The sequence below is a fragment of the Sphingomonas sp. DC5200-1 genome (assembly GCF_049897245.1).
GTDB classification, from domain to species: domain Bacteria; phylum Pseudomonadota; class Alphaproteobacteria; order Sphingomonadales; family Sphingomonadaceae; genus Sphingomonas; species Sphingomonas aquatilis.
This window is the reverse complement of sequence record NZ_JAFCVW010000002.1, coordinates 485,571-508,402: the sequence shown is the minus strand read 5'-3', so window position 1 is coordinate 508,402 and position 22,832 is coordinate 485,571. Positions and strand designations below refer to the sequence as shown.

Annotated in this window: 22 protein-coding genes; 9 read left to right on the top strand and 13 right to left on the bottom strand. The window is 68.9% G+C overall.

From position 1 onward, the window contains the following. Positions 1-4: 4 nt before the first annotated feature. Positions 5-1,153: an aldose epimerase family protein gene (locus ACP7A3_RS05545; protein ID WP_426255046.1), complete on the bottom strand. Its 1,149-nt coding sequence runs from the start codon at positions 1,151-1,153 to the stop codon at positions 5-7. Between the two features lie 116 nt (positions 1,154-1,269). Here ACP7A3_RS05545 and ACP7A3_RS05540 point away from each other — a divergent pair, with 116 nt between their 5' ends. The 5 genes from ACP7A3_RS05540 (at position 1,270) to ACP7A3_RS05520 (ending at position 6,417) form a co-directional block, all read left to right on the top strand. Then, entirely contained in the window at positions 1,270-2,676 is a 1,407-nt protein-coding gene (locus ACP7A3_RS05540; RefSeq protein WP_426255047.1) for an MFS transporter, read from the top strand. A gap of 4 nt (positions 2,677-2,680) precedes the next feature. Further along, the gene (locus ACP7A3_RS05535) at positions 2,681-3,571 is read left to right on the top strand and encodes a 2-dehydro-3-deoxygalactonokinase (protein WP_426255334.1); all 891 of its coding nucleotides are present in this window, start codon (positions 2,681-2,683) and stop codon (positions 3,569-3,571) included. A 283-nt stretch (positions 3,572-3,854) separates the two neighbouring features. Then, positions 3,855-4,493, top strand: a complete 639-nt coding sequence (locus ACP7A3_RS05530) for a 2-dehydro-3-deoxy-6-phosphogalactonate aldolase (protein WP_426255048.1) — start codon at positions 3,855-3,857, stop codon at positions 4,491-4,493. Next, the gene (araD1, locus tag ACP7A3_RS05525) at positions 4,490-5,479 is read left to right on the top strand and encodes an AraD1 family protein (RefSeq protein ID WP_426255049.1); all 990 of its coding nucleotides are present in this window, start codon (positions 4,490-4,492) and stop codon (positions 5,477-5,479) included. The genes ACP7A3_RS05530 and araD1 overlap by 4 nt, the downstream gene beginning before the upstream one ends. Further along, positions 5,476-6,417: a Gfo/Idh/MocA family protein gene (locus ACP7A3_RS05520; protein WP_426255050.1), complete on the top strand. Its 942-nt coding sequence runs from the start codon at positions 5,476-5,478 to the stop codon at positions 6,415-6,417. The genes araD1 and ACP7A3_RS05520 overlap by 4 nt, the downstream gene beginning before the upstream one ends. A 330-nt stretch (positions 6,418-6,747) precedes the next feature. Here ACP7A3_RS05520 and ACP7A3_RS05515 read toward each other — a convergent pair whose 3' ends face one another. Genes ACP7A3_RS05515 through ACP7A3_RS05505 form a run of 3 tightly spaced genes read right to left on the bottom strand, consistent with a single transcriptional unit; the run spans position 6,748 to position 9,697 of the window. Then, on the bottom strand, positions 6,748-7,992 hold the full coding sequence (locus ACP7A3_RS05515) for an adenosylmethionine--8-amino-7-oxononanoate transaminase (protein WP_426255051.1): 1,245 nt from the start codon (positions 7,990-7,992) through the stop codon (positions 6,748-6,750). Then, positions 7,989-8,606 carry a dethiobiotin synthase gene (bioD, locus tag ACP7A3_RS05510; protein WP_426255052.1) on the bottom strand — a complete coding sequence of 206 codons (618 nt, stop codon included), beginning with the start codon at positions 8,604-8,606 and terminating at the stop codon, positions 7,989-7,991. Before bioD ends, ACP7A3_RS05515 begins: the two co-directional genes overlap by 4 nt. Then, positions 8,603-9,697, bottom strand: coding sequence for an 8-amino-7-oxononanoate synthase (locus tag ACP7A3_RS05505; protein ID WP_426255053.1), 1,095 nt, complete (start codon positions 9,695-9,697; stop codon positions 8,603-8,605). Before ACP7A3_RS05505 ends, bioD begins: the two co-directional genes overlap by 4 nt. A gap of 105 nt (positions 9,698-9,802) precedes the next feature. Between ACP7A3_RS05505 and ACP7A3_RS05500 the strand changes: the two genes are divergently transcribed. Then, entirely contained in the window at positions 9,803-10,732 is a 930-nt protein-coding gene (locus ACP7A3_RS05500; protein WP_043060194.1) for a hypothetical protein, read from the top strand. Here the strand turns inward: ACP7A3_RS05500 and mmsB are convergent. The 4 genes from mmsB to ACP7A3_RS05480 form a co-directional block, all read right to left on the bottom strand. Further along, positions 10,719-11,606, bottom strand: a complete 888-nt coding sequence (gene mmsB, locus ACP7A3_RS05495) for a 3-hydroxyisobutyrate dehydrogenase (RefSeq protein WP_426255054.1) — start codon at positions 11,604-11,606, stop codon at positions 10,719-10,721. The genes ACP7A3_RS05500 and mmsB overlap by 14 nt on opposite strands. A gap of 92 nt (positions 11,607-11,698) precedes the next feature. Then, positions 11,699-12,844: an acyl-CoA dehydrogenase family protein gene (locus ACP7A3_RS05490; protein WP_426255055.1), complete on the bottom strand. Its 1,146-nt coding sequence runs from the start codon at positions 12,842-12,844 to the stop codon at positions 11,699-11,701. A 7-nt stretch (positions 12,845-12,851) separates the two neighbouring features. Next, positions 12,852-13,379 (bottom strand): hypothetical protein, encoded by a 528-nt coding sequence (locus tag ACP7A3_RS05485; protein WP_426255056.1) that lies wholly within the window; start codon positions 13,377-13,379, stop codon positions 12,852-12,854. 5 nt (positions 13,380-13,384) lie between these two features. Further along, positions 13,385-14,881 (bottom strand): CoA-acylating methylmalonate-semialdehyde dehydrogenase, encoded by a 1,497-nt coding sequence (locus tag ACP7A3_RS05480; protein WP_426255057.1) that lies wholly within the window; start codon positions 14,879-14,881, stop codon positions 13,385-13,387. 80 nt (positions 14,882-14,961) lie between these two features. Between ACP7A3_RS05480 and ACP7A3_RS05475 the strand changes: the two genes are divergently transcribed. Beyond that, positions 14,962-15,846 carry a LysR family transcriptional regulator gene (locus ACP7A3_RS05475; RefSeq protein WP_426255058.1) on the top strand — a complete coding sequence of 295 codons (885 nt, stop codon included), beginning with the start codon at positions 14,962-14,964 and terminating at the stop codon, positions 15,844-15,846. 152 nt (positions 15,847-15,998) lie between these two features. Here ACP7A3_RS05475 and gyrB read toward each other — a convergent pair whose 3' ends face one another. The 4 genes from gyrB to ACP7A3_RS05455 form a co-directional block, all read right to left on the bottom strand. Continuing rightward, on the bottom strand, positions 15,999-18,494 hold the full coding sequence (gyrB, locus tag ACP7A3_RS05470; protein WP_426255059.1) for a DNA topoisomerase (ATP-hydrolyzing) subunit B: 2,496 nt from the start codon (positions 18,492-18,494) through the stop codon (positions 15,999-16,001). A gap of 200 nt (positions 18,495-18,694) precedes the next feature. Then, positions 18,695-19,462 carry an OmpA family protein gene (locus tag ACP7A3_RS05465; protein ID WP_147035748.1) on the bottom strand — a complete coding sequence of 256 codons (768 nt, stop codon included), beginning with the start codon at positions 19,460-19,462 and terminating at the stop codon, positions 18,695-18,697. A gap of 116 nt (positions 19,463-19,578) precedes the next feature. Then, entirely contained in the window at positions 19,579-20,634 is a 1,056-nt protein-coding gene (recF, locus tag ACP7A3_RS05460) for a DNA replication/repair protein RecF (RefSeq protein ID WP_426255060.1), read from the bottom strand. A 30-nt stretch (positions 20,635-20,664) separates the two neighbouring features. Further along, positions 20,665-21,447 (bottom strand): Coq4 family protein, encoded by a 783-nt coding sequence (locus tag ACP7A3_RS05455; RefSeq protein WP_426255061.1) that lies wholly within the window; start codon positions 21,445-21,447, stop codon positions 20,665-20,667. A 167-nt stretch (positions 21,448-21,614) separates the two neighbouring features. Here ACP7A3_RS05455 and ACP7A3_RS05450 point away from each other — a divergent pair, with 167 nt between their 5' ends. Both ACP7A3_RS05450 and ACP7A3_RS05445 read left to right on the top strand, forming a co-directional pair. Further along, a complete protein-coding gene (locus ACP7A3_RS05450; RefSeq protein WP_147037003.1) occupies positions 21,615-22,067 on the top strand; it encodes a hypothetical protein in 453 nt (150 codons plus the stop codon). A gap of 63 nt (positions 22,068-22,130) precedes the next feature. After that, positions 22,131-22,529, top strand: coding sequence for a glycine zipper 2TM domain-containing protein (locus ACP7A3_RS05445; protein WP_024310365.1), 399 nt, complete (start codon positions 22,131-22,133; stop codon positions 22,527-22,529). A gap of 54 nt (positions 22,530-22,583) precedes the next feature. On the opposite strand, the gene ACP7A3_RS05440 is transcribed toward ACP7A3_RS05445, so the two are convergent. After that, positions 22,584-22,757: a hypothetical protein gene (locus tag ACP7A3_RS05440; protein WP_017979940.1), complete on the bottom strand. Its 174-nt coding sequence runs from the start codon at positions 22,755-22,757 to the stop codon at positions 22,584-22,586. Between the last annotated feature and the right edge of the window lie 75 nt (positions 22,758-22,832).

Below are 22,832 nucleotides of genomic sequence, written 5' to 3'. Positions count from 1 at the left end.
CCGGTCAGCGCGCCACGGAGACGCGATAGATCATCTGATGGTGGTACGGCTTGCCCGGATCGACGCGCGCCGATCCGAACGCGGGCTGGTTGGGCGTGTCCGGAAAGGTCTGCGGCTCCAGCGCGAAGCCATCGCCCATGCGATAGACGTGGCCCTGCTTCCCCACGAACGTCCCGTCGAGGAAGTTGCCCGAATAGAATTGTACGCCCGGTTCGGTCGACAGCACTTCGAGCACGCGGCCGGATACCGGATCCTCCACCCGCGCGGCGAGCTTGGGCTGCGCGGTGCGGCCGGCATCGAGCACGAAATTATGATCGTAGCCGCGCCCGATGACGATCTGCGGATCGCGGCCGTCGCGGATGCTCTGGCCGATGGCGCGCGGCTTGGTGAAGTCAAACACGCTGCCCGCCACCGGTTTCAGTTCGCCCGTCGGGATCAGCGCCGCGTTGACCGGTGTGTAGCGCGCGGCGGGGATCGTCATCCGCTGGGCGTAGATGCCGCCCGCCGATCCCTCGCCCGCCAGATCGAACAGCGCATGGTTGGTCAAATTGACGATCGTCGGCGCGTCGGTCGTCGCGGTGAAATCGATCGTCAGCGCGCCCGCGTCGTCCAGCGCATAGGTCACTTCGACGTCGAGTTTGCCCGGATAGCCCTGGTCGCCCGCAGGGCTGGTCAGCGCCATCGTCACGCTCGCGCGGGGGCCGCTCGGCGTGACCGACACGATCCGCCACACCGCCTTGTCGAAGCCGGTGGTGCCGCCGTGGAGCGAGTTGGTCTTGTCGTTGAGCGGCAGCTGATACGTCTTGCCGTCCAGCGTGAAGCGACCGCCCGCGATCCGGTTGGCGTAGCGGCCGACGGTCTGGCCCCAGAAATTGGGCTGCGTGACATAAGCGGCGGCGGTGTCATGGCCCAGCGTGATGTCCGCGAGCCTGCCGTTGCGGTCCGGCGCCTCGAACGCCTGCAACGTCGCGCCCAGCGTCATCACCCGCGCGCGCACGCCATTCGCTCCGGTCAGCGTCACCGCCTCGATCCGGGTGCCGTCGGGCAATCGGCCGAAATCGGCGCGCGTCGCGGTCGCGGCGCAGGCGGCATCGGCCGACGCGATCGTCAATATCCCCGCACAGGCCATCTGGAACGCGAAACCCACTTTCATGTTGCGCCTCTCCCCGTTCGTCCCCGGCATTGACCCGGTGGTTCTTCGCTATATAGTCAGACAAATAGCCGGGGCGCAAGGCAGCCTGTGGTAGCGATACAAATAGGGGAGAGGACATGGCTGGACCGATGATGGCACCACCGCCCGCGGCCGCAGGCGGCGGCGTGGCGGGTGGACGCAAGGCGGGGGTCGCGCTCGCGCTCGTCTATGTGACGACGTTGTTCTTCATCTGGGCGTTCGTGACGAACCTGATCGACCCGCTCGTGAAGAGCATGAAGGTCATCTACACGCTCAGCGACTTCGAAACGCAGCTCAACCAGTTCGCCTTCTTCATCGCTTATGGCGTCATGTCGATTCCGTCGGCCTGGTATCTGTCGCGCCGCGGCTACGCCAATTCGATCGTTCTCGGCCTGCTGGGCGTCGTCGCCGGCTGTCTCGTCGCCTGGTCGACCGCCTGGTCGAACAGCTTCGTCACCGTGCTGCTCGGGCTGTTCGTCGCCGCGTCGGGCGTCACCTTGCTGCAGGTCGCGGCCAACCCGCTGATCGCGTCGATGGGCGATCCCAAGGGCTCGCACTTCCGCCTCAACCTCAGCCAGGCGTTCAACTCGCTCGGCGCCTATGTCGGCGGCACGTTCGGCGCGGCCTATCTGCTGCGCGGCGACCTGTTCGCCAAGGATGCGGTGCTGACCCCAGCGCTGAAGGCGGACAGCCTGGGCTTCGTCACCCACGTCTATCTGATGATCGCGGTGATCCTCGCGGTCTTCACCGGCCTCGTCTTCTTCGCCAAGCGCACGATCAACGCGCACGCGCCGGCGCTCGCCACCAACGTCGAATCGCCGCTGTCGGCGCTGCGCTCGCGCTGGGCGAACCTCGGCTCGGTCGCCATCTTCCTGTACGTCGGCGCCGAGGTCTGCGTGATTTCGGGCATGATCTTCTTCCTCGAACAGCGCCACATCCTCGACGTGCCGGCGCAGATCGCCGGCTATATCGCGCCGCTGTTCATGCTGCTCGCGATGATCGGCCGCTTCGGCGGCAGCGTGCTGTTGCGCTATGCCAAGGCGACGACGCTGCTGACGCTGGTCGGTGCGGGCGCGTCGATCCTGTGCCTCGTCATCATCGCGACCTATGACATGGCGGCGACGCCGCTCGGCGGCACGATCACCTTGCCCGGCGGCTATGTCGCGCCGCTGACCATGGGCTTCGTCCCCGCGGTTGCGGCGCTGCTGCTCGGCCTGATGAACTCGATCATGTTCCCGACGATCTTCACGCTGACGCTGGAGCGATCGACCGCACCCGCCTCGGCGACGTCGGGGCTGATGTGCATGGCGATCTGTGGCGGTGGCTTCGTGTCGATCCTGTACGGCGCGGTGATCGACGCCTTCGCCGGCTTCGCACCCGACGGCGCACGCTCGCTCGCCTTCGTCGTGCCGCTGGTCTGCTATCTCTACGTCCTCTGGTATGCGCGCGCGGCGCTGAAGGCCCCGACGCACGTCATCGAGGAAAATGTCGAGCCGACCGTCTGAGGCGATGACGCAGGGCATGGCCAACGGCGCGGTGATCGCCATCGACTGGGGCACGACCAACCGGCGCGCCTATCGGATCGAGCCCGATGGCCGCATCGGGGACCGCGTCGAGGGCGGGGCAGGCGTGCTCGGGCTGGCGCCGGGCGACTATGCCCCGGCGCTCGCCGATCTGCGCGCGCGGCTCGGCGACCTGCCGGTGATCGCCGCCGGCATGGTCGGCTCGACGCGCGGATGGCACGAGGCACCCTATGCGGCCGCGCCCGCCGACCTCGCCGCGCTCGCCGCCGCGGCGCTCCGTATCGAACCCCAGCGCGCGACGATCGTCCCCGGCGTCGCGCTGCTGGACGGTCCGCGCGCCGACGTGATGCGCGGCGAAGAGGTGCAGGTGCTGGGCGCGATCGCCGCCGGCCTCGCACCCGCCGACGCGCTGTTCTGCCAGCCCGGCACGCATAACAAATGGGTCGCGACCGACGGCGGCCGCATTACCGACATTGCCACGGTGATGACCGGCGAACTGTTCGCGCTGCTGAAAAGCCACGGCATTCTCGCCGGCATGCTCGATGGCGCGGTGGCGGACGGGCCGGCCTTCCGCGACGGCATCGCGCGCGGCGCAGGGGCATGCGACCTCGGTGCTGCGCTATTCGAGGTGCGCAGCGGCGTGCTGCTCGGCCGCCGGACGGCGGAGGAGGCCGCGGCCTATGCCAGCGGCGTGCTGATCGGCAACGACGTCGGCGCCCGTGATGTGGCCGGCCGCGCGGTCCACCTGCTCGCCACCGGCGCGCTGGCCGACCTCTACGCCGCCGCGATCGTTATGCGCGGCGGCGCGGTGGTGCCGATCGACGCGACGGCGGCGTTCGTCGCCGGCATCCATCACCTGCGGGCGTTTCTGGCGTGACGCTCCCCGTCCTCTCTTCGTCATCCCGGCGCACGCCGGGATCCATGGACCCGGTGCGGCCAGCGATAGCGCGCTCCTTCGGCGGCCCGCATCCATGGATCCCGGCTTTCGCCGGGATGACGAAAGAGGGGAAACACCGATTGCCCCACCCACATCGTCACTCCGGCCTTGAGCCGGGGTCCCGCTTTTCTCACCGCCGCTCGGATGAAGCGGGACCCCCGCCCAACCCCGGGGTGACGGTGTGGGTCGGCAACCGACCCGCATTCCACCCGGAGCCCCACGCATGACCGACCCCGCCCCCCGCTTCGCCGAGGCCTTCGCCACCTGTCCGCTCGTCGCGGTCCTCCGCGGCCTCACGCCGGACGAAGCCGCCCCCATCGGCGACGCTTTAGTCGATGCCGGCTTCACGCTGCTCGAAGTCCCGCTCAACTCGCCCGACCCGCTCGCCAGCATCGCCGCCATGGCCAAGCGCTACGCCGGGCGCGCGACCGTCGGCGCGGGCACTGTCCTCACCCCGCAGGACGTTGCCGCCGTCGCCGACGCGGGCGGCGCCCTCATCGTCTCGCCCAACACCGACCCCGCCGTCATCCGTGCGTCGGTGGAGCGGGGCCTCATCTCGCTCCCCGGCTATTTCACCCCCAGCGAAGCTTTCGCCGCGCTCGCTGCCGGCGCGCACGGCCTGAAGCTGTTCCCCGCCGAAGGTGCCGCGCCCGCCTTCCTGAAGGCCCAGCGCGCCGTCCTGCCCAAAACGACCAAGGTGCTCGCGGTCGGCGGCATCACCCCCGACACGATGCCGCAATGGCACGCGGCGGGCGCGGACGGCTTCGGCCTCGGTTCCAACCTCTACCGCGCCGGCAAGTCCGCCGCCGACGTCGCGCGCGATGCCGCGGCGTTCGTCCAAGCCGTAAAGGATCTCGCATGACCGCTGCCCGCCTGCTCCAACAGCGCCTGCCCGACGGCACGCGCCGCGTGATCCTGGCCGAGGACGCCGCGCATGTCCTCACCGGCGTCGCCACCACCCGCGACCTCGCGCAGGCCGCGATTGCGGAGGGCGTCAGCCTGCTCGACGCCGCCCGCGCGCGCCGGTCGGACGATAGCGTCGATCTCGTTGCCGCGCTGGAGGCGGGCGAACTGCTCCCCGCGATCGACCATCCGGACAGCGCCCGGCTGATGCTCGCGGGCACCGGCCTCACCCACTTGGGCTCGGCCGCCGGCCGCGATGCGATGCACAAGGCCGCCGCCGAGGGGAAGCAGACCGATTCGATGCGCCTGTTCCTCGAAGGCATGGAGGGCGGCCGCCCCGCCGCGGGTAAAATCGGTGCGCAGCCCGAGTGGTTCTACAAGGGCGACGGCCAGGGCCTCGTCGCGCCCGAAGCGCCCTTCGCCTCGCCTGCCTTCGCGCAGGACGGCGGCGAGGAACCCGAACTCGCCGGCATCTATCTGATCGGCGACGACGGCACGCCCTTCCGCCTGGGGATCGCACTCGCCAACGAATTCAGCGATCACGTCACCGAACGCCACAATTACCTGTGGCTCGCGCATTCGAAGCTGCGCCAGGCGTCGCTCGGCCCCGAATTGCTGCTCGGCGAACCGCCGGCAGATATCCGCGGCACGAGCCGTATCGTCCGCGATGGCGACACATTGTGGGAAAAGCCGTTCCTCACCGGCGAAGCGAACATGTCGCACAGCCTCGCCAACCTCGAACACCATCACTTCAAATACGCCGCCTTCCGCCGGCCGGGCGATATCCACGTCCACTTCTTCGGCACCGCGACGCTGTCGTGCGCGGACAACATCCAGACGCAGGACGGCGACGTCTTCAAAATCGAGGCGGCACCCTTCACCTTGCCCTTGCGCAACGCCCTTGCCACCGCTCCGGCCGACACCGTCACGGTGAAGCCGCTGTGAGCGCGCCGATCCGCCTCGCGCTGATCGGCATGGGCAAGATCGCCCACGACCAGCATGTCCCCGCCATCGCCGGCGAGCCCGCCATCGCGCTCGCCGCGACCGTCAGCCGCAACGGCGAAGGCGTCGAGGGCGTGCAGCACTTTCACGACATCGCCGATCTGATCGCGAGCGGGCAGGGGATCGATGCCGTCGCGCTCTGCACGCCGCCGCAGGTGCGCCGCGCCATCGCGATGCAGGCGATCCAGGCCGGTTGGCACGTCTTTCTCGAAAAGCCACCCGGCGCGACGCTGGCAGAGATCGCCAATCTCGAAGCCGCCGCGCAGGCGGCGGGCGTCACTCTCTTCGCCAGCTGGCATTCGCGCTACGCCCCCGGCGTCGAACCCGCCCGCGCCGCATTGGCTGACGCGCGGATCGACCGGGTGACGGTGACGTGGCGCGAGGACATTCGCGTCTGGCACCCGGGCCAGGCGTGGATCCTCGACGCGGGCGGCTTCGGCGTGTTCGATCCCGGCATCAACGCCCTCTCGATCGTCACCCGCATCCTGCCGCGCCCGTTCTTCGTCACCGAAGCGGAGCTGGATTACCCCGAAAACCGCGATTCCCCCATCGCCGCGCGCATCGCGTTCACCGACGATGCCGGCCTCAGCATCGCCGCCGACTTCGACTTCCGCCAGCAAGGCCCGCAAAGCTGGGACATCGTCGTCGAGACGGACAGGGGTACGCTGACGCTCCACGACGGCGGCGCCCGCCTGATCCTGCCCGACGGCAGCTCCCCGACGACGGCGGCCGCGCTTCACGGCGAATATGCCGGCCTCTACCGCCGCTTCGCCGAACTGGTGCGGGCAGGGGAGAGCGACGTCGACATCGCCCCCCTGCGCCACGTCGCCGACGCTTTCCTGCGCGGCACACGCAACGTGGTGGAGCCGTTCGTCGAATAGCCGGTTCATTCAGGGGGCACACGTCGCCCCACCCACGCCGTCACCCCGGACTTGTTCCGGGGTCCACTCCGCGGCGAGGGGGATGGCTGGAGCCTCCTGCCGTCCCCGCGCGGACGAGTGGACCCCGGAACAAGTCCGGGGTGACGGCGTGGGGGTGTTGGACGGGCTTGTGGCTAACCGACTGACGCGGAACGCTAAAACCTGCCCCTCTATCCTACATGCTCCGCGCCTGTTACGCCGCACCCCTCATATCGCGCTCTGTCTCATCGTCGCAAAATCCGAAACGATAGCCCTTCATCGTTTCCGCCAAGGTGTTCATGCTGCCCATGTTCACCTTGCAACCGTCTTCGCTGCCTCGCCGATCGCCGCATAGATCGCGTCCAGATCGGCATCCTCGATGCAATAGGGCGGCATCACGTACACCGTATTTCCCAGCGGCCGCAGCAACAGGTCGCGCTCCCGGAAGAACGCCAGCAACCGCGGCCCCAGCGTCGACAGATAGGCCGCCGCCTCGGTCCCCAGGTCGACCGCGGCGATCGTGCCCAGCGCGCGTGCGTTGCGCACGCCCTTCAGCGCCGCCAGCCGCTCGGCCTGCCGCGCCGCCAGATCGGCGACGCGCGCCAGCACCGGCTCGTCTTCCCAGATTGCGATATTCGCCGCCGCCGCCGCGCAGGCGATTGGGTTGGCGGTGTAGCTCGACGAATGGAAAAACATCTTCGCGCGGTCGTCGGAATAATGCGCTTGATAGATGTCCTCGCGCGCCATCGTCACCGCCAGCGGCACCGCGCCGCCGGTCAGCCCCTTCGACAGGCACAGGATATCGGGCACGACATCGGCCTGTTCGCAGGCGAGCAGGGTGCCCGTCCGACCCCAGCCGGTCATCACCTCATCGGCGATGAACAGCACGTCGTGCCGCGCGCAGATGCGCCGCATCTCGGCGAGCACCCAGGGCTGATAGATCAGCATGCCGCCCGCACCGACGATCAGCGGCTCGACGATCAGCGCCGCCGGCCCCGCGCGGCATGCCGCCTCCAGCGCGTCGAGCGTCGCCTGCTCCGCGCCTGCGCCAGGGAAGGGGATCGTCTCCACGTCGAACAGCAGCGGCTCGTATGCCCGGTTGAACGCCCCGCGCGCGCCCACCGACATCGTGCCGATCGTGTCGCCGTGATAGCCATGTTCCAGCACCAGGATACGGTGCCGGTCCTCGCCGCGGTGGAGCCAGAAGCCCAGCGCCATCTTCAGTGCCACCTCGACCGCGGTCGATCCCGAATCGGAAAAGAACACCCGCGTCAGTTCGGCCGGCATCATCCGCCGGAGGCCCGCCGCCACCGCCTCGGCCGGCTCGTGGCTCCAGCCGGCAAAGATGATCTGGTCGAGCTTCCCCGCCTGCTCGGCGATCGCCGCCATGATCCGGGGCTCGCGGTGCCCGTGCGTCGTCACCCACCAGCTGGAAATGGCATCGACGATCCGCCGCCCGTCGACGGTATAGAGCGCCGCGCCCTCCGACCGCGTCACCACCGGGATCGGCTCACGCAGGCCATGCTGCGTGAAGGGGTGCCAGATCGACGAGCTCACCGGAAATCCTCCACGTTAAATCCGGCGGCAAAAGCGGCGGCGAGGCTGGCGGCGTCGAGATGCTCCACCCGGTCGAGCCGCCCCAGCCGCTTCACCCGTCCGATGCGGGCGATCGTCGCTTCGCTGTCCGGCTCGGGCGGACCGTTGAACGCGACGCCCAGCACCGGCACGCCGCGGGCGCGCAACGCCTCCAGGCTCAACAGGCTGTGATTGATCGTGCCGAGCTGCGTGCGGGCGACCAGCACCACCGGCGCCCCCCAGCGGGCGAAGATGTCGGCGTAGAGCAGGTCGTCGGTCAGCGGCACCAGCGCGCCGCCGGCGCCCTCGACGACCAGCGGGCCCGCGACCTGCGGCAGCGCCAGCCGATCCGCATCGATCGTCACGCCGTCGAGTCTCGCGGCGCGATGCGGCGAACAGGGCGTCACCAGCCGATAGGCCTCGGGCAGCACGCGGGTCACGCCCAGCCGCTGCACCGTGCCTTCGTCGGTGCCGTCCGCCAGCCCCGCCTGCACCGGCTTCCAATAGGTCGCCCCCAGCGCGGCGGCGAGCGCGGCGGCGAACACCGTCTTGCCGACATCGGTATCCGTCCCCGTCACCACGATCGTATCGGTCATCGCAAAGCCTCCGCCAGTCCCGTAATCGCCGCCGCGTCGACCTGCGTCGTGATCGACAGTCGCAGCCGTGCCGTGCCCACCGGCACCGTCGGCGGCCGGATCGCGCGCACGTCATATCCCGCGGCCTGCAGCCGTGCGGCCCGCTCGACCGCCGCGCCGTCGTCGCCGACGATCACCGGCAGGATCTGCGATCCCGTCGAAAAGCCCAGTGCCGCTTCGGCGAGCCGCACCAGCTCCCACAACCGCGCCTGCCGTTCGGGTTCGTCGGCGATCATCCGCAGCCCCTCGCGCACCGCGGCCGCCATCAGCGGCGAGGGCGCGGTCGAAAAGATGAGGCCACGCCCGCGGTTAACCAGAAAGTCGCGCAATACGGCGGGCAGGCACAGCAGCCCGCCCTCCGCGCCCAGCGCCTTGCCGCAGGTGTGCAGGCTGACGACATTCTCGCGGCCATGAAGGTCCGCTGCCAGTCCGCGCCCGCCTGCGCCGAAGACGCCGGTCGCATGCGCCTCATCGATCATCAGCATCGCACCGTGCCGGTCGGCCAGCGCGGCGAGTTCGGCCAGCGGCGCGCGGTCGCCGTCCATGCCGTACACGCTTTCCACGACGATCCAGAGCAGGCCCGTGCCGCCATCGCCACGCCACGCCCGAATCGCATCCTCGAACGCGCCTACATCATTGTGCGCCACCGACCGCACGGGTGCCCGGCCCAGCCGCATGCCGTCATGTGCGCTGGCGTGGATCAGCGCGTCATGCAGGACGAGATCGCCGCGCTGCGGCAAGGTCGCCAGCGCCGCTATGTTGGCCCCATAGCCGTTGGCGAAGAACAGCGCCGCCTCGCTGCCAAAATGTGCCGCCGCCTCGGCTTCCAGCGCCTCATGTTCGGGATCGTTGCCGCGCAACAGTCGCGATCCACCCGATCCCACCGCCACGCCGCGGTCGAGCGCTGCCGCCACGGCGTCCCGCAGCCGCGCCGACTGGGCGATGCCGAGATAGTCGTTCGAGGTGAAGTCGTGCCCCGTCCGTCCGCGCAGCCGGCGCAATCGTCCGGCACCATCGAGTCGGGACAAATCGTCGCGGTAGAAGTCCAGCATCGCGCCGCCTTAGCAACTCGGCCGCCCCGTTCCAGTCCGCGACGACGGGGCTGGTCTTGTGGGGCCGCGATCCGGTAGGCGGCGGGCGATGTCACGGCAGGGTGGATGATGATGGCGAGGATGCGGCTGCTGGGGATGATGCTGGCCATCGCGTTGGCGGGTCACACGGCGGCGGCCGATGCGAAGGGTGGGGCGCAACAGGTCCCCGTCGTCGCGCCGCCGCGGACGATCCTGTTCCTGGGCAACAGCTTCACCCAGGGCGCGCATTCGGCGGTCCGCAACTGGCACGCAAACCGCGTCACCGATCTCAACCGCGAAGGCTATGGCGGCGTGCCGGCGCTGTTCAAGGAATTCGCCGACGAATCCGGCCTCAACTATGCCGTCAGCCTGGAAACGCAGGGGGGGCAGAGCCTCACCTTCCACTACGACCAGCGGCGCCAGCTGTTCGACCGGCCGTGGGATGCGGTGGTCCTGCAGGAATATAGCACGCTCGACCGCGACCGGCCGGGCGATCCCGCCGCCTATATCCGCGCGGTGGGCCTGCTCGGCACGCTCTTCCGGGCGCGCAATCCGGCGGTGCGCGTCCATCTGACCGCGACGTGGAGCCGCGCCGACCTGACGTATCTGACCGCGGGCCGCTGGTATGGCCGGCCGATCGCGGCGATGGCGGACGACCTGCGCCGCGCCGCCGACCGCGCCCGCCGCGCGCATCCCTGGGTCGCGGGCGTCGTGCCGGTGGGCCAGGCCTGGACCCGCGCCTTCGCGCTCGGCATCGCCGATCCCAACCCCTATGACGGCATCACCTTCGGCCAGGCGAATTTGTGGTCGTACGACCAATATCACGCCAGCACTGCCGGTTATTATCTCGAGGCGCTGACCGTCTTCGGCGCGGTGACCGGCGTCGATCCGCGCAGCCTGGGCCGGGGCGAGCGGGCGGCGGACGAACTGGGCCTGTCGCCCGATCTCGCCGCGTCGCTGCAACGCGTGGCGCACGAACAGCTGCGCGATCGGGCGGACAGGCTTACAGCGTCTTGATGATGCCGGAAAAGTCCGTGCCGCCGTGGCCGTCGGCGACGAACGCTTCATAAAGCTGCGCGGCGTGTGCGCCGAGCGGCGTCGACGCGCCGGCCTCGTCCGCTGCCTGCATCGCGAGGCGCAGATCCTTCAGCATCAGCGCCGCGGCGAACCCGCCCTGATAGTCACGATCAGCGGCTGTTTCGGGACCGACGCCGGGGACCGGGCAATAGCTGGTCATCGACCAGCTCTGCCCCGAACTGACCGACGAGATATCGTAGAAGGTCTGCGGGTCGAGGCCCAGCCGCTCGGCAAGGCGGAACGCCTCGCACGTCGCGATCATCGTCGCGCCGAGCAGCATGTTGTTCGCCATCTTGGCCGCCTGACCGGAACCGCTGGCACCGGCGTGAATCACCGCCTTGCCCATCTGCGCCAGATAGGGCTGCGCGCGATCGAACCCCTCCGCGCTGCCGCCGACCATGAAGGTGAGCGTGCCGCCATTCGCCGCCGCGATCCCGCCCGAGACGGGGGCGTCGACCGCCGTCAGCCCCTTGGCCGCGGCGGCTTCGGCGACGCGTCGTGCGGTGGCGACGTCGATCGTCGAACAGTCGATCAGGATCGCCGACGGCTGCGCGCGACCGAAGACCGCATCATTGTAGACGCCCTCGACGTGGCTGCCGGCGGGCAGCATCGTCACGATCGCCTCGGCGCCCTCGACCGCCTCGGCGGCGCTGGCGACGGGCAGGCAGCCGGCCGCCTTCGCCTTGTCGAGCGCATCCTGGCTGAGGTCGAAGGCGCGGACGTCATGCCCCGCCTTCGCGAGATTCGCGGCCATGCCGCCGCCCATATTGCCCAGGCCGATGAAGGCGACGCGTGCCATTGATGCTCTCCTCAAGTGTGCCGTTCGGCCTGAGCTTGTCGAAGGCCCTGAGACTCACCTGTGCTTCGACAGGCTCAGCACGAACGGTCGGATGGTGTTCTGTTGTCTTACTGCCGCAGCAGGTCGCGGCCGACGATCATGCGCATGACCTGATTGGTCCCCTCCAGGATCGAATGGACGCGCAGGTCGCGCCAGAAGCGCTCGATCGGATAGTCCTTCAGGTAGCCATAGCCGCCGTGGAGCTGAAGCGCCGCGTCGACGATCGCCGAGCCGTTATCGGTCGCCAGCCGCTTGGCCATCGCCGAAAAGCGCGACTTGTCGGGCGCGTTGGCGGTCACCTTGGCGGCGGCGAGATAGAGCAATGCGCGTGCGGCTTCGAGGTCGGTCGCCATGTCGGCGAGCGTGAACTGCGTGTTCTGGAACTCCGCGACCGGCTGGCCGAACTGCTGGCGTTCCTTGGTGTAGCGGATCGCCTCGTCGAGGCAGCGCTGTGCGCCACCCAGCGAGCAGGCACCGATGTTGAGGCGGCCGCCGTCGAGGCCCGCCATGGCGATCTTGAACCCCTCGCCCTCGCCACCGACGAGATTGGCGGCCGGCACGCGGCAATCCTCGAAGATCACCTGCGCGGTGGGGGAGGCGTTCCAGCCGAGCTTCTTCTCGGGCGCGCCGAACGACAGGCCGGGCGTGTCCTTTTCGACCACCAGCGCACTGATCCCGCGGCTCTTTTCCTCACCGGTGCGGACCATCACGACATAGACGTCGTTATAGCCGGCGCCCGAGATGAATTGCTTCGTGCCGTTCAGCACAAAATCGTCGCCATCGCGGCGGGCGATCGTCTTCAGCGCCGCGGCGTCGGAGCCCGAACCCGGCTCGGTCAGGCAATAGCTGGCGATCTTTTCCATGCTGACGAGATCGGGCAGGAATCGCGCCTTCAGCTCGGCCGAACCGAAGCGGTCGATCATCCACGCGGCCATATTGTGGATCGAGATGAACGCGCTGGTGGCGGGGCAGCCATAGGCCATCGCCTCCATGATCAGCGCCGCCTCCAGCCGCCCGAGCGCGATGCCGCCCGATTCCTCGCTGACGTAGATCGAGCCGAAGCCGAGGTCGCCCGCCGCCTTCCAGACGTCGACGGGGTAATGGTGCGTCTCGTCCCATTCCGCCGCGAACGGCGTGATCCGATCGGCGGTAAAGCGGCGCGCGAGATCCTGAATCTCGCGCTGGTCTGCAGTCAGGTCGAACTGGTCGGTCATGATTGTCCTAGGCCGGGCAGCGGCTGTAGCGGTCGGTGGTGGCACGATCGGCGGGGCTTTTCACCGCGCGGACCAGCGTCTTGCCATTGTCGAGCAGGGTGAGCGTGGTGGGTTCGCTCCACGTCATGCCCTCACCGCTCATCGGCAGGTCGAAGGCGATCTGGTCGGCCTGCGTGCGCGTGATCGCCGTGGCGGTGCCGCGCGATTCGAAGAAGGACAATGTATTGCCGGTAATGGTCAGCTTGCCCTTGTCGGCGCCGGTCGACGGATCGCAATCGCCGGCGTTGACGCCCCAGCGGCCCTGGAACCCTTGCGGGATCGCGGTCAGCGCCACGGGCGAGGCGGTCGGCAGCGGCACCGGCGCCGCCTGATTGCCCGGCGCCTCGAGCGGCACGACCATGTTCTGCGGATCGTCGGTCAGGTTGGACGGCGTCGGCTCGACGGCGGCGCTGCCGCCCGACTGATTGTCGAGGCTCTCGCCGCCCGAACAGGCGGCGAGGGTCAGCGCGGTGGCGAGGATCAGTGTCGTGCGCATTGTCTTCATCCCATGGTGGGAATGACGAACGCATTGCCGCCCTCGACCGCTCCATCGGGCCAGCGCTGCGTTACCGTCTTCACCTTGGTCCAGAATTTGACGCCCTCCATGCCGTGCTGGTTGGTGTCGCCGAAGGCGCTGCGCTTCCAGCCGCCGAAGGTGTGATAGGCGACGGGCACCGGGATCGGCACGTTGATGCCGACCATGCCGACGTTGACGCGCGCCGCGAATTCGCGCGCGGCATGGCCGTTGCGCGTGAAGATCGCGACGCCGTTGCCATACTGGTGCTCGCTGGGCAGGCGCACCGCATCCTCGAAGCTCGCCGCGCGGACGATCTGGAGGACGGGGCCGAAGATTTCCTCCTTATACGCCGACATGTCCGGCGTGACGCGGTCGAACAAAGTCGGGCCGACGAAAAAGCCCTCCTCGTGTCCCTGGAGCGTGAAGCCGCGGCCGTCGACGACCAGCTCGGCGCCTTCGTCGACGCCGGTCTGGATCCAGTTTTCGACGCGCTGCTTGTGCGCGGCGTTCACGACCGGGCCGTAATGCGCCTCCGCATCGGTCGAGACGCCGACGCGCAGCGCCTCGATCGCCGGGATCAGCTTGGCGCGCAGCGCATCGGCGGTCTTGTCGCCCACCGGCACCACCACCGGCAGCGCCATGCAGCGCTCGCCCGCCGAGCCGAAGGCAGCGCCGGACAGATCGGCGACGACTTGGTCGAGATCGGCGTCGGGCATGACGATGCCGTGGTTCTTCGCGCCACCCATCGCCTGGACGCGCTTGCCCGCCTCGACGCCGCGGCGGTAGACGTAATGCGCGATGTCGGACGAGCCGACGAAGCTGACCGCGCTGATCGCCGGGTGATCGAGGATCGCGTCGACCATCGCCTTGTCGCCGTGGACGACCTGCAGGATGCCCTCGGGCGCGCCCGCTTCCAGCATCAGTTCGGCGAGTCGGACGGGCACCGACGGGTCGCGTTCGCTGGGCTTCAGGATGAAGGCGTTGCCGCATGCAATCGCGACGCCGAACATCCACATCGGGATCATCGCCGGGAAGTTGAACGGCGTGATGCCGGCGCCGATGCCCAGCGGCTGGCGCATCGAATAGACGTCGATGCCGGGGCCGGCGCCCTGCGTATATTCGCCCTTCAGGACATGGGGGATGCCGCAGCAGAATTCGATGACCTCCAGCCCGCGCTGAATGTCGCCCTTGGCGTCGGCGATGACCTTGCCGTGTTCGGAGCTGAGCAGGTGGGCGAGCGCGTCCATGTTCGCCTCGACCAGTTCCTTGAAACGGAACATGACGCGGGCGCGGCGCTGCGGGTTGGTCGCTGCCCAGCCGGACTGCGCCTTCTGCGCGGCGGCGATGGCGCGATCAAGGTCGGCCTGTTCGCCGAGCGCGACGCGCGCCTGCACGCTACCGCTATTGGGGTCGAATACGTCGCCATGGCGCGTGGCGGTGCCGCCGGCATGGCCGACGATGAAATGGTCGATGTCGCGCATGATGCCTCTCCGTTTGTGCATAGGATCGGCCTGCGCAGGATTGCAGGCAAGGGCGTAAAGTGCGACCCATAGCTGCAATTATGCAGCCGCGTTGGGATGACCTTCAGGATTTTCTGCGCGTCGCCCGCGCTGGCCAGATCGCGCGCGCGGCGGCCGCGGCGGGGGTCGATGCGACGACGCTGGCACGCCACCTGCGCCGGCTGGAGGGCGCGCTCGGCCAGACGTTGTTCGAACAGTCGCGCGAGGGGCAGGTGCTGACCGCGGCGGGGGAGGCGCTGCTGGTTGCGGTGGAGGCCATGGGGCAGGCGGCGGCGGGGATCGTGCCGACCGACGACGATCCCGACCGCCTGTCCGGCGTCCTGCGGGTGAGCGTATCGGAGGGGTTCGGCACGTGGTTCGTGGCACATCACCTGCCCGATTTCACCGCGCGCCATCCCGACCTGACGATCGACCTCGTCGCGTCGAGCGGCTTCCTCAATCCCTCACGCCGCGAGGCGGATGTCGCGATCCTGCTGGCCCGGCCGCAGACCGGGCCGCTCGTCAGCAGCAAGCTGACCGACTACACCTTGGGGCTATATGCCGGCGATCTGTATGCCGCCCGCCACGCGCTGCCGACGATCGCGGCGGAGGTGCGCGACCATCCGCTGGTCGGCTACGTTCCCGACCTGCTGTACGCGCCCGAACTACGCTATCTCGCCGAAATCGAGGAGGGGCTGTCCCCGCGCATCCGCAGCTCCAGCATCAACGGCCAATATCGGCTGATCGCCGCGGGGGCAGGGCTGGGGGTGCTGCCGCGCTTCATCGGCGACGCGGACAAGTCGCTCAGGCGGGTGCTGCCCGAGCGGACGATCCGCCGGTCGTTCTGGCTGGTGACGCACCAGGACACGCGTGGGGCGAAGCGGGTGCGAGCGTTTCGGGAGTGGCTGACCGCGCTGGTGACGGCGCAGCGTGGGCGGTTCGTGTAGCCAAATCCTCCCCCGCCAGGGGGAGGTGGCGCGCCGAAGGCGTGACGGAGGGGGCGGATACGGCATGCGCCGCGTTCGCGGAAACGCCCCCTCCACCATTCGCTGCGCGAACGGTCCCCCTCCCCCGCCAAAGCGAGGGAGGACTTGACGGATTACACGTCCAGGTTCGCGACGTTCAGCGCATTGTCCTGAATGAACTCGCGGCGCGGCTCCACGACTTCGCCCATCAGCTGGGTGAAGATCATGTCGGCGGCCGACACATCATCGCTGGTGACACGCAGCATCGTGCGGTTCGACGGATCGAGCGTGGTTTCCCACAGCTGTTCCGCGTTCATTTCGCCCAGCCCCTTGTAGCGCTGGATCGCGAGGCCCTTGCGGCCCGCGGCCAGGATCGCCTCGAGCAGCTGGGACGGGCGTGCGACCAGGCTTTCGCCGCGGCCGACGGTGGTGTTGACGCTGCCGATCTGGCCGTCTCCGTCAGCGACCGGCTCGGCCTCCACGGCGGCCGCGCCCTTGGCGGGGATCAGCTTGCCGGCATGGGCGAAGCTTTCCGCCTGTTCCGCTGCCAGCCCATGGAGCTTGCGTGCCTCGGCGCTGGCGATGAACGTCGCCTCGACGATGTGATGGTCGGTGACGCCGCGCCACAGCCGTTCGAAGTGGATGCCGCCGTCCTCGGTCAGGCGCGCGGTCCACTTGGCTTCCTCGTCGCCCGCGTCAAGCCGGCGCGTCACCTCGGCGACGGTCGCGGCGCGCTGTTCGCGGGTGAAGGTCGGGTCGAGGGCACCGGCGAGCGCCAGCACCTCGATGATCCCGGCGTCGTAGCGGCGCGGCACGTAGCGCATCAGCGTGCGCATGCGGCGGGCATGATCGACCAGATGCTTGAGGTCGGCCCCCGAACGCGGCCCGCCCGGCGCTTCGAACACCATCGACGACGCGCCCGCCTCGACCAGATAATCGTCGAGTGCGGCATCGTCCTTCAGATACACTTCCGACCGTCCGCGCGTCGCCTTGTACAGCGGCGGCTGCGCGATGAAGAGGTGCCCACGCTCGATCAGCTCAGGCATCTGGCGGTAGAAGAAGGTCAGTAGCAGCGTGCGGATATGCGCGCCGTCGACGTCTGCGTCGGTCATGATGACGATCTTGTGATAGCGCAGCTTGTCGGCGTTGAAGTCGTCGCGGCCGATGCCGGTGCCCATCGCCTGGATCAGCGTGCCGATTTCCTTCGACGAGATCATCCGGTCGAAACGCGCACGTTCGGTGTTGAGGATCTTGCCGCGGAGGGGCAGGATCGCCTGGAAGTGGCGATCGCGACCTTGTTTCGCCGAACCACCCGCCGAATCGCCCTCGACGAGGAACAGTTCGGACTTGGCGGGGTCCTTCTCCTGACAATCGGCAAGCTTGCCGGGCAGGCTGGCGATATCCATCACGCCCTTGCGGCGGGTGAGTTCGCGCGCGCGCTTCGCCGCCTCACGTGCGGCGGCGGCGTCGATGATCTTGCCGACGATCGAACGGCCGTGCGCCGGATTCTCCTCCAGCCATTCCGCAAGCTTGTCTGCCATCAGGCTTTCGAGCGGCTGCCGCACTTCGGAGCTGACCAATTTGTCCTTGGTCTGGCTGCTGAACTTGGGATCGGGCAGCTTGACCGAGACGATCGCGGTCAGGCCTTCACGCATGTCGTCGCCGGTCAGCGTCACCTTCTCCTTTTTGAGAAGGCCTGACTTTTCGGCATAATTGTTGAGCGTGCGGGTCAGCGCCGCGCGGAAGGCAGCGATGTGCGTGCCGCCGTCGCGCTGGGGGATGTTGTTCGTGAAGGCGAGGACGTTCTCGTAATAGCTGTCGTTCCACTCCAGCGCCACGTCCATGCCGATCGCGTCACGCTGGCCGTTGATCGCGATCGGTTCGGGGAAGAGCGGCGTCTTGGCGCGGTCGAGCCACTTTACGAATGCGGCGATGCCGCCCTCGTAATAGAGCTCCACCGTCTTCGGCTCGTCGTGCCGCGCGTCGGTGAGGAACAGGCGCACGCCCGAATTGAGGAACGCCAGCTCGCGATAGCGATGCTCGAGCTTGTCGAAGTCGAATTCGGTGATCTTGAACGTGGCGGGCGAGGGCAGGAAGGTGACGCGCGTGCCCTTCTTGCCCTCCGACGGGCCGACGACCTTGAGCGGTGCGACCGCGTCGCCGTGCGCGAAGCGCATGTAATGCTCCTCGCCATCGCGCCAGATGGTGAGGTCGAGGAACTCGCTCAATGCGTTGACGACCGAGACGCCGACGCCGTGCAGGCCGCCCGACACCTTGTACGCGTTGTCGTCGCTGGTGTTTTCGAACTTACCGCCGGCGTGGAGCTGGGTCATGATGACCTCGGCCGCCGATACGCCCTCTTCGGGATGGATGCCGGTCGGGATGCCGCGGCCGTTATCGGTCACGCTGACCGATCCGTCGGCGTTCAGCTGGATGTCGATCCGGTCGCAATGGCCGGCGAGCGCTTCGTCGATCGCATTGTCGCTGACCTCGAACACCATGTGGTGGAGGCCCGATCCGTCGTCGGTATCGCCGATATACATGCCCGGCCGCTTGCGCACCGCGTCGAGGCCCTTCAGCACCTTGATCGACGAGGCGCCGTATTCGTTCGCATTCTGGGGTTCTGCCATCGTGCCGATATAGGGGCGGGACGGCTGTAACGAAAGCGAAATGGGGCCTCCAAGTCCTCCCCCGCCAGGGGGAGGTGGCAGCCGCAGGCTGACGGAGGGGGCGGATACGGCGAACTCTGTGCTGGCGGAAACGCCCCCTCCACCATTCGCTTTGCGAATGGTCCCCCTCCCCCGCTGAAGCGAGGGAGGAGTGATTGGGATCAATAGCGCGCGAATTCCGTCGCGCGGCGGCCGAGCAGCGTCACTTCGACGCGGCGATTCTGGCGCATGCCGGCAGCGGTGGCGTTGGTCGCGACGGGATCGCGCTCGCCATGGCCGACGACGCTGAAGCGGGCGCGCGTCACGCCCATCGCGTCAAAGGCGGCGCGGACGCTGGCGGCGCGGCGTTCCGACAGATCCTGGTTGTGGGCGTCGGTGCCGCGCGAATCGGTGTAGCCGTCGATCGCAACGCGCACGCCGCCATTGTCGCGCAGGTAGCGTGCGAGCGGACGCAGTTTCTCGATCGCGCCGGGACGCAGACGATCGCTGTCGGTCGCGAACAGCACGTCTTCGGACAGCGTCAGCGTCGCGCCGCGCGGCGTCTGGCGGAAACCGTAATCGTGCATCGCGCGGCGATCCCAACCGGGGGCGAGCACCTCGCGCGTCTCGACCACCACGGTACGGTCGCGCGCATCCCAATCGAAGCGATCGCGGCGCGGGCCGGCGATCCGCAGGAAGGCGCCATTGGCGTCGGCCGCCTCGGCAGGCGAGATGCGGCCGTCGCGATTGCGATCGAAATTGCGCATCACGAACGCACGGCCGCGGGGCGTGTCGCGCAATTCGGGGATCAGGCCCTGCACGCCCGCGCCGATCAGGCGATAGGGGCGATCGCCCGGTCGGCCGCCGCTCCAGTCCCAGCGGTCCTGCGCCAGCGCCGGGGTGGCGATGCCGGCGGCCAGCATGGCGGCGATGATGATGGATTTGCTCATGATATTCTCCATTGGCCCCACGCCCGATGGCGAGCCGAATGGCCGATGTGGCTTGAACGTTCCGTGAGCCGCTCCGACAGCCGGGGTTCAGCCGCGCGTGTGCCTCCAAGGGCCGCTCAGCGGAGCGCGATCCGCGTCGCATCCGCGCCGATCGCGGCAAATAGCGCCGGCTCCGTGCCGGTCATCCACACCTGCCCGTGGCCCGCGAGCCGTTCGAACAGCGCGGCACGGCGAAGGGGGTCGAGGTGAGCCGCCACCTCGTCGAGCAGCAGGATCGGCGCATGGCCGGTGCGGCTGGCGACCAGTTCGGCATGGGCGAGGACGATGCCGAGCAGCAGCGCCTTCTGTTCACCGGTGGAGGCAAGCGCCGCAGCCTGCCCCTTGCCAAGGTGTGTCACAACAAGGTCGGCGCGATGGGGCCCAGCGAGCGCGCGGCCGGCCGCCGCATCGCGGGCGCGGCCGTTGCGCAGATCGGCAAGCAGCGCGTCGGCGGTGCCGCTCCACCCCTCCAGCAGCAGCGCCGCGCGTGCGAACGGCCCGTCGGGCTGCTCCGCCAGCCGCTCGCCGAGTGCCGCTACCGTCTCACGCCGCGCGGTGTCGACCGCCGCGCCATGCTGCGCCATCTGCGCCTCGAGCGCGGAGAGCCATTGCGGATCGGCCGGTTCGTCCGCCGTCAACAGCCGGGTGCGCGCGCGCATCGCGGCGTCGTAGCGCGCGGCATGTTGCGCATGCGCCGGCACCAGCGCCAGCGTCAGCCGGTCGAGGAAGCGGCGGCGCTCGCCCGCCGGCTCGACGAACAGCCGGTCCATCGCGGGCGTCAGCCACAGGACGGTCAACCATTCGGCCAGCGTATTGGCGGTCGCGGCGGCGCCCTGGATGCGCAGCTGGCGCCGTTCGGGCGCCGCCGCCAGCGTGCCGGTCGCGATCTCGACATCGCCCTCGGGCAGCGCCAGCGTCGCCGCGATGCCGAACCCGCCCGGCCCGTCCTGCCGCTGCATCGCCGACAGCGAAGCGCGGCGCAGGCCACGGCCGGGGGACAGTAAAGACACGGCCTCCAGCACGTTGGTCTTGCCCGCGCCATTCTCGCCGGTCAGCACGACGAAGCCGGGGGCGGGCGCCAGCACCAGCTCCGCGTGGTTGCGGAAATCGGTGAGGATCAGGCGCGACAGCATCGCGGTCGCGCCTAGCAGGTTCTGAAGCGCTTAGGCGAGCGCGGCTTGCGCCCGCGCCTTTTGCGTGGAGGCATAGGAGGCGAGCTGCGGCCCCAGCGCGACCTGCGCATGGCGGTAGATCACCGGATCGACGATCCCAAGGCGCGCGCGCGCCGCGTCGAGCGGTTCGTGCATCAGCGCCTCATAATCCTCGCCCAGCAGCCACGCGGCGCGTTTGCCGTTGCGATAGCCTTCGCGCACCGCCTTCGCGAGCAGGGTGCCGCCGGTCTCGCGGATCGACTTCAGCGCCGCGCCGGTGGCGATGAACGCCCAGCCGAGGCCCCGCGTCTGCGCGTAGGAGAAGGCGACGAGACACGCCTCGCCCATCGTCTCATCGGCCTTGTAGCCGGTGAGGACGTGCCAGATGTCATGCACGTCGCGGGTGCGCCGCCCTATCCAGGCATAAGGGTGGATGACGTCGGTTTCGGACGGATCGAGCCGGCTGACCTCCACCAGCCCGTCGGCGGAATAGCCGGTGGTGTCGAGGAAATCGCGATAGGCGGCGCCCACCGTGCCGGGCGCGAAGCCGTTTACCCAGTCGCGGTCCGCAAAGCGACGCGCCAGCTCGACCCGTTCATAGGCCATGCGGCCGCCCTCGGGCGTCGCGATCAGACGGGCATAGGCCTCTGCCGTGTCGCCCACGTTCAGCGAGCGCATGATGCGGAACACCTGACCGGTGTCGTCGCCATTGGCGAGCAGCTTGCGCAACGCACCGAAGGCGGTGCGCCAGTCGCGGCGGCCGGTCGTGCCGGGGAAGGGAGGAAGCTTGGCCATCGGACCGACTCCTTTACTGACAATGATGTCAGCATGACGCGGAAGTCGTGGCTAGGCAAGCGGTTGCCGCACCGATGATGCGGCCGATCGCACATCGATCGGAACAAGCGGTCGCGGCCTGTGGTTGGTTCGGTTCGAGATTGCGAGCAACGACGGGACGATATGCCATGGATTACAAGAAGATCGGCTTTGGGCTCGGGGCCTTTGCAGTGGGCGCGGCGGCTTGGACCGCCGGGACGGCACTGATCGGCCCGAAGGTCGGGGCACGGCGCGCGGCGTCCAATGACGACGACGGCGCGGGCGCCGTGCCGGGTGACAGCACGACTAGCCCGATCGCGCCGCGCCCTGCGACGATGGCGGCGGCCCCGGTCGGCATGGCGGAGACCGACAAGCATTTCACCGAACGTGCCGGCAATCCCGCGGCGGAGCATGTGCCGACCGATCTGATGGGCGACACGCACCCCGGCAATGACAGCCGGGCGGCCGAACCCTTCCGTCCCGATCCCACCGCGGTGCCGACCGAGGACGAGAAAGAGGCCCTGCGCCCCGCCACCGGCCCCGCCCCGACCCTGGTCGCCGATCGCGGCAGCGGCTTCAGCGAAGCGACCGGAGCGGCCTGATCGCGTGAAACCTTTCGGTGGGCCGGGACATTCTGGCCTCACTGCGGGGAACAGGAGGATGCAATGCGGACAGCGATTTTGGCGGTAATGGCGGCAGCGACGACGCTGGCGGGATGCGCGACCTATGGCGACGACCGCTATCGGAGCTATTCGGCCTATGACTATGACCGGGTCGATCCGAGCTATAACGGCTATTACGCCGATCGCTATTATGTCGACAATGCGCGCTATCGCGAACGCCGCCTGTCGTCGAACGATCGCATCTATCGCGGGCAGGATGGGCGCTATTACTGTCGCCGCAACGACGGCACGACCGGCCTGATCGTCGGCGCGGCCGCGGGCGGTACGCTGGGTGCGGCGATCGCGCCGGGTGGATCGGGCCTGCTTGGCGCGCTGCTTGGCGGCGCAGCGGGTGCGGCGCTGGGTCAGTCGGTCGACCGCAACAACGTGCGCTGCCGCTGATCGACGGCGGCTGATGCGGCGAAGGGCGGCCTTGGCGGGCCGCCCTTTTTCGTGTCAGTCGTTACCCAGCAACGAGGATTTGCGCGGGATCGTCTCGCCCTTGGGCTGCCCCTTGTCGAGCGTTTCGCTGGGCCGGCGTGCGTCACCGTCGCGCTGATGTTCGGTCGACAGATTGGGCGCGCGCGTTTCGGTGGTAGGCGCGGTGGCGTCGTCGGACGAATGGGGCATGCTGTCTCTCCTTATGACGGCACGAACGGCTGGCGACAGGCCGCCGTTCCGCTTGCCGCGCCGCGCTCTTCGGTT

What these genes read in the sequence shown, in the direction of transcription:
- bioD (WP_426255052.1), bottom strand. Translation starts at nt 8,606, where the DNA reads ATGACCGATACGATCGTGGTGACGGGGACGGATACCGATGTCGGCAAG.
- ACP7A3_RS05445 (WP_024310365.1), top strand. Translation starts at nt 22,131, where the DNA reads ATGCGGACAGCGATTTTGGCGGTAATGGCGGCAGCGACGACGCTGGCG.
- ACP7A3_RS05480 (WP_426255057.1), bottom strand. Translation starts at nt 14,881, where the DNA reads ATGCGCGACATCGACCATTTCATCGTCGGCCATGCCGGCGGCACCGCC.
- ACP7A3_RS05440 (WP_017979940.1), bottom strand. Translation starts at nt 22,757, where the DNA reads ATGCCCCATTCGTCCGACGACGCCACCGCGCCTACCACCGAAACGCGC.
- araD1 (WP_426255049.1), top strand. Translation starts at nt 4,490, where the DNA reads ATGACCGCTGCCCGCCTGCTCCAACAGCGCCTGCCCGACGGCACGCGC.
- ACP7A3_RS05450 (WP_147037003.1), top strand. Translation starts at nt 21,615, where the DNA reads ATGGATTACAAGAAGATCGGCTTTGGGCTCGGGGCCTTTGCAGTGGGC.
- ACP7A3_RS05485 (WP_426255056.1), bottom strand. Translation starts at nt 13,379, where the DNA reads ATGCGCACGACACTGATCCTCGCCACCGCGCTGACCCTCGCCGCCTGT.
- ACP7A3_RS05540 (WP_426255047.1), top strand. Translation starts at nt 1,270, where the DNA reads ATGGCTGGACCGATGATGGCACCACCGCCCGCGGCCGCAGGCGGCGGC.
- ACP7A3_RS05475 (WP_426255058.1), top strand. Translation starts at nt 14,962, where the DNA reads ATGCAGCCGCGTTGGGATGACCTTCAGGATTTTCTGCGCGTCGCCCGC.
- ACP7A3_RS05530 (WP_426255048.1), top strand. Translation starts at nt 3,855, where the DNA reads ATGACCGACCCCGCCCCCCGCTTCGCCGAGGCCTTCGCCACCTGTCCG.
- ACP7A3_RS05455 (WP_426255061.1), bottom strand. Translation starts at nt 21,447, where the DNA reads ATGGCCAAGCTTCCTCCCTTCCCCGGCACGACCGGCCGCCGCGACTGG.
- ACP7A3_RS05545 (WP_426255046.1), bottom strand. Translation starts at nt 1,153, where the DNA reads ATGAAAGTGGGTTTCGCGTTCCAGATGGCCTGTGCGGGGATATTGACG.
- ACP7A3_RS05490 (WP_426255055.1), bottom strand. Translation starts at nt 12,844, where the DNA reads ATGACCGACCAGTTCGACCTGACTGCAGACCAGCGCGAGATTCAGGAT.
- ACP7A3_RS05500 (WP_043060194.1), top strand. Translation starts at nt 9,803, where the DNA reads ATGATGATGGCGAGGATGCGGCTGCTGGGGATGATGCTGGCCATCGCG.
- recF (WP_426255060.1), bottom strand. Translation starts at nt 20,634, where the DNA reads ATGCTGTCGCGCCTGATCCTCACCGATTTCCGCAACCACGCGGAGCTG.
- ACP7A3_RS05465 (WP_147035748.1), bottom strand. Translation starts at nt 19,462, where the DNA reads ATGAGCAAATCCATCATCATCGCCGCCATGCTGGCCGCCGGCATCGCC.
- gyrB (WP_426255059.1), bottom strand. Translation starts at nt 18,494, where the DNA reads ATGGCAGAACCCCAGAATGCGAACGAATACGGCGCCTCGTCGATCAAG.
- ACP7A3_RS05535 (WP_426255334.1), top strand. Translation starts at nt 2,681, where the DNA reads ATGACGCAGGGCATGGCCAACGGCGCGGTGATCGCCATCGACTGGGGC.
- ACP7A3_RS05505 (WP_426255053.1), bottom strand. Translation starts at nt 9,697, where the DNA reads ATGCTGGACTTCTACCGCGACGATTTGTCCCGACTCGATGGTGCCGGA.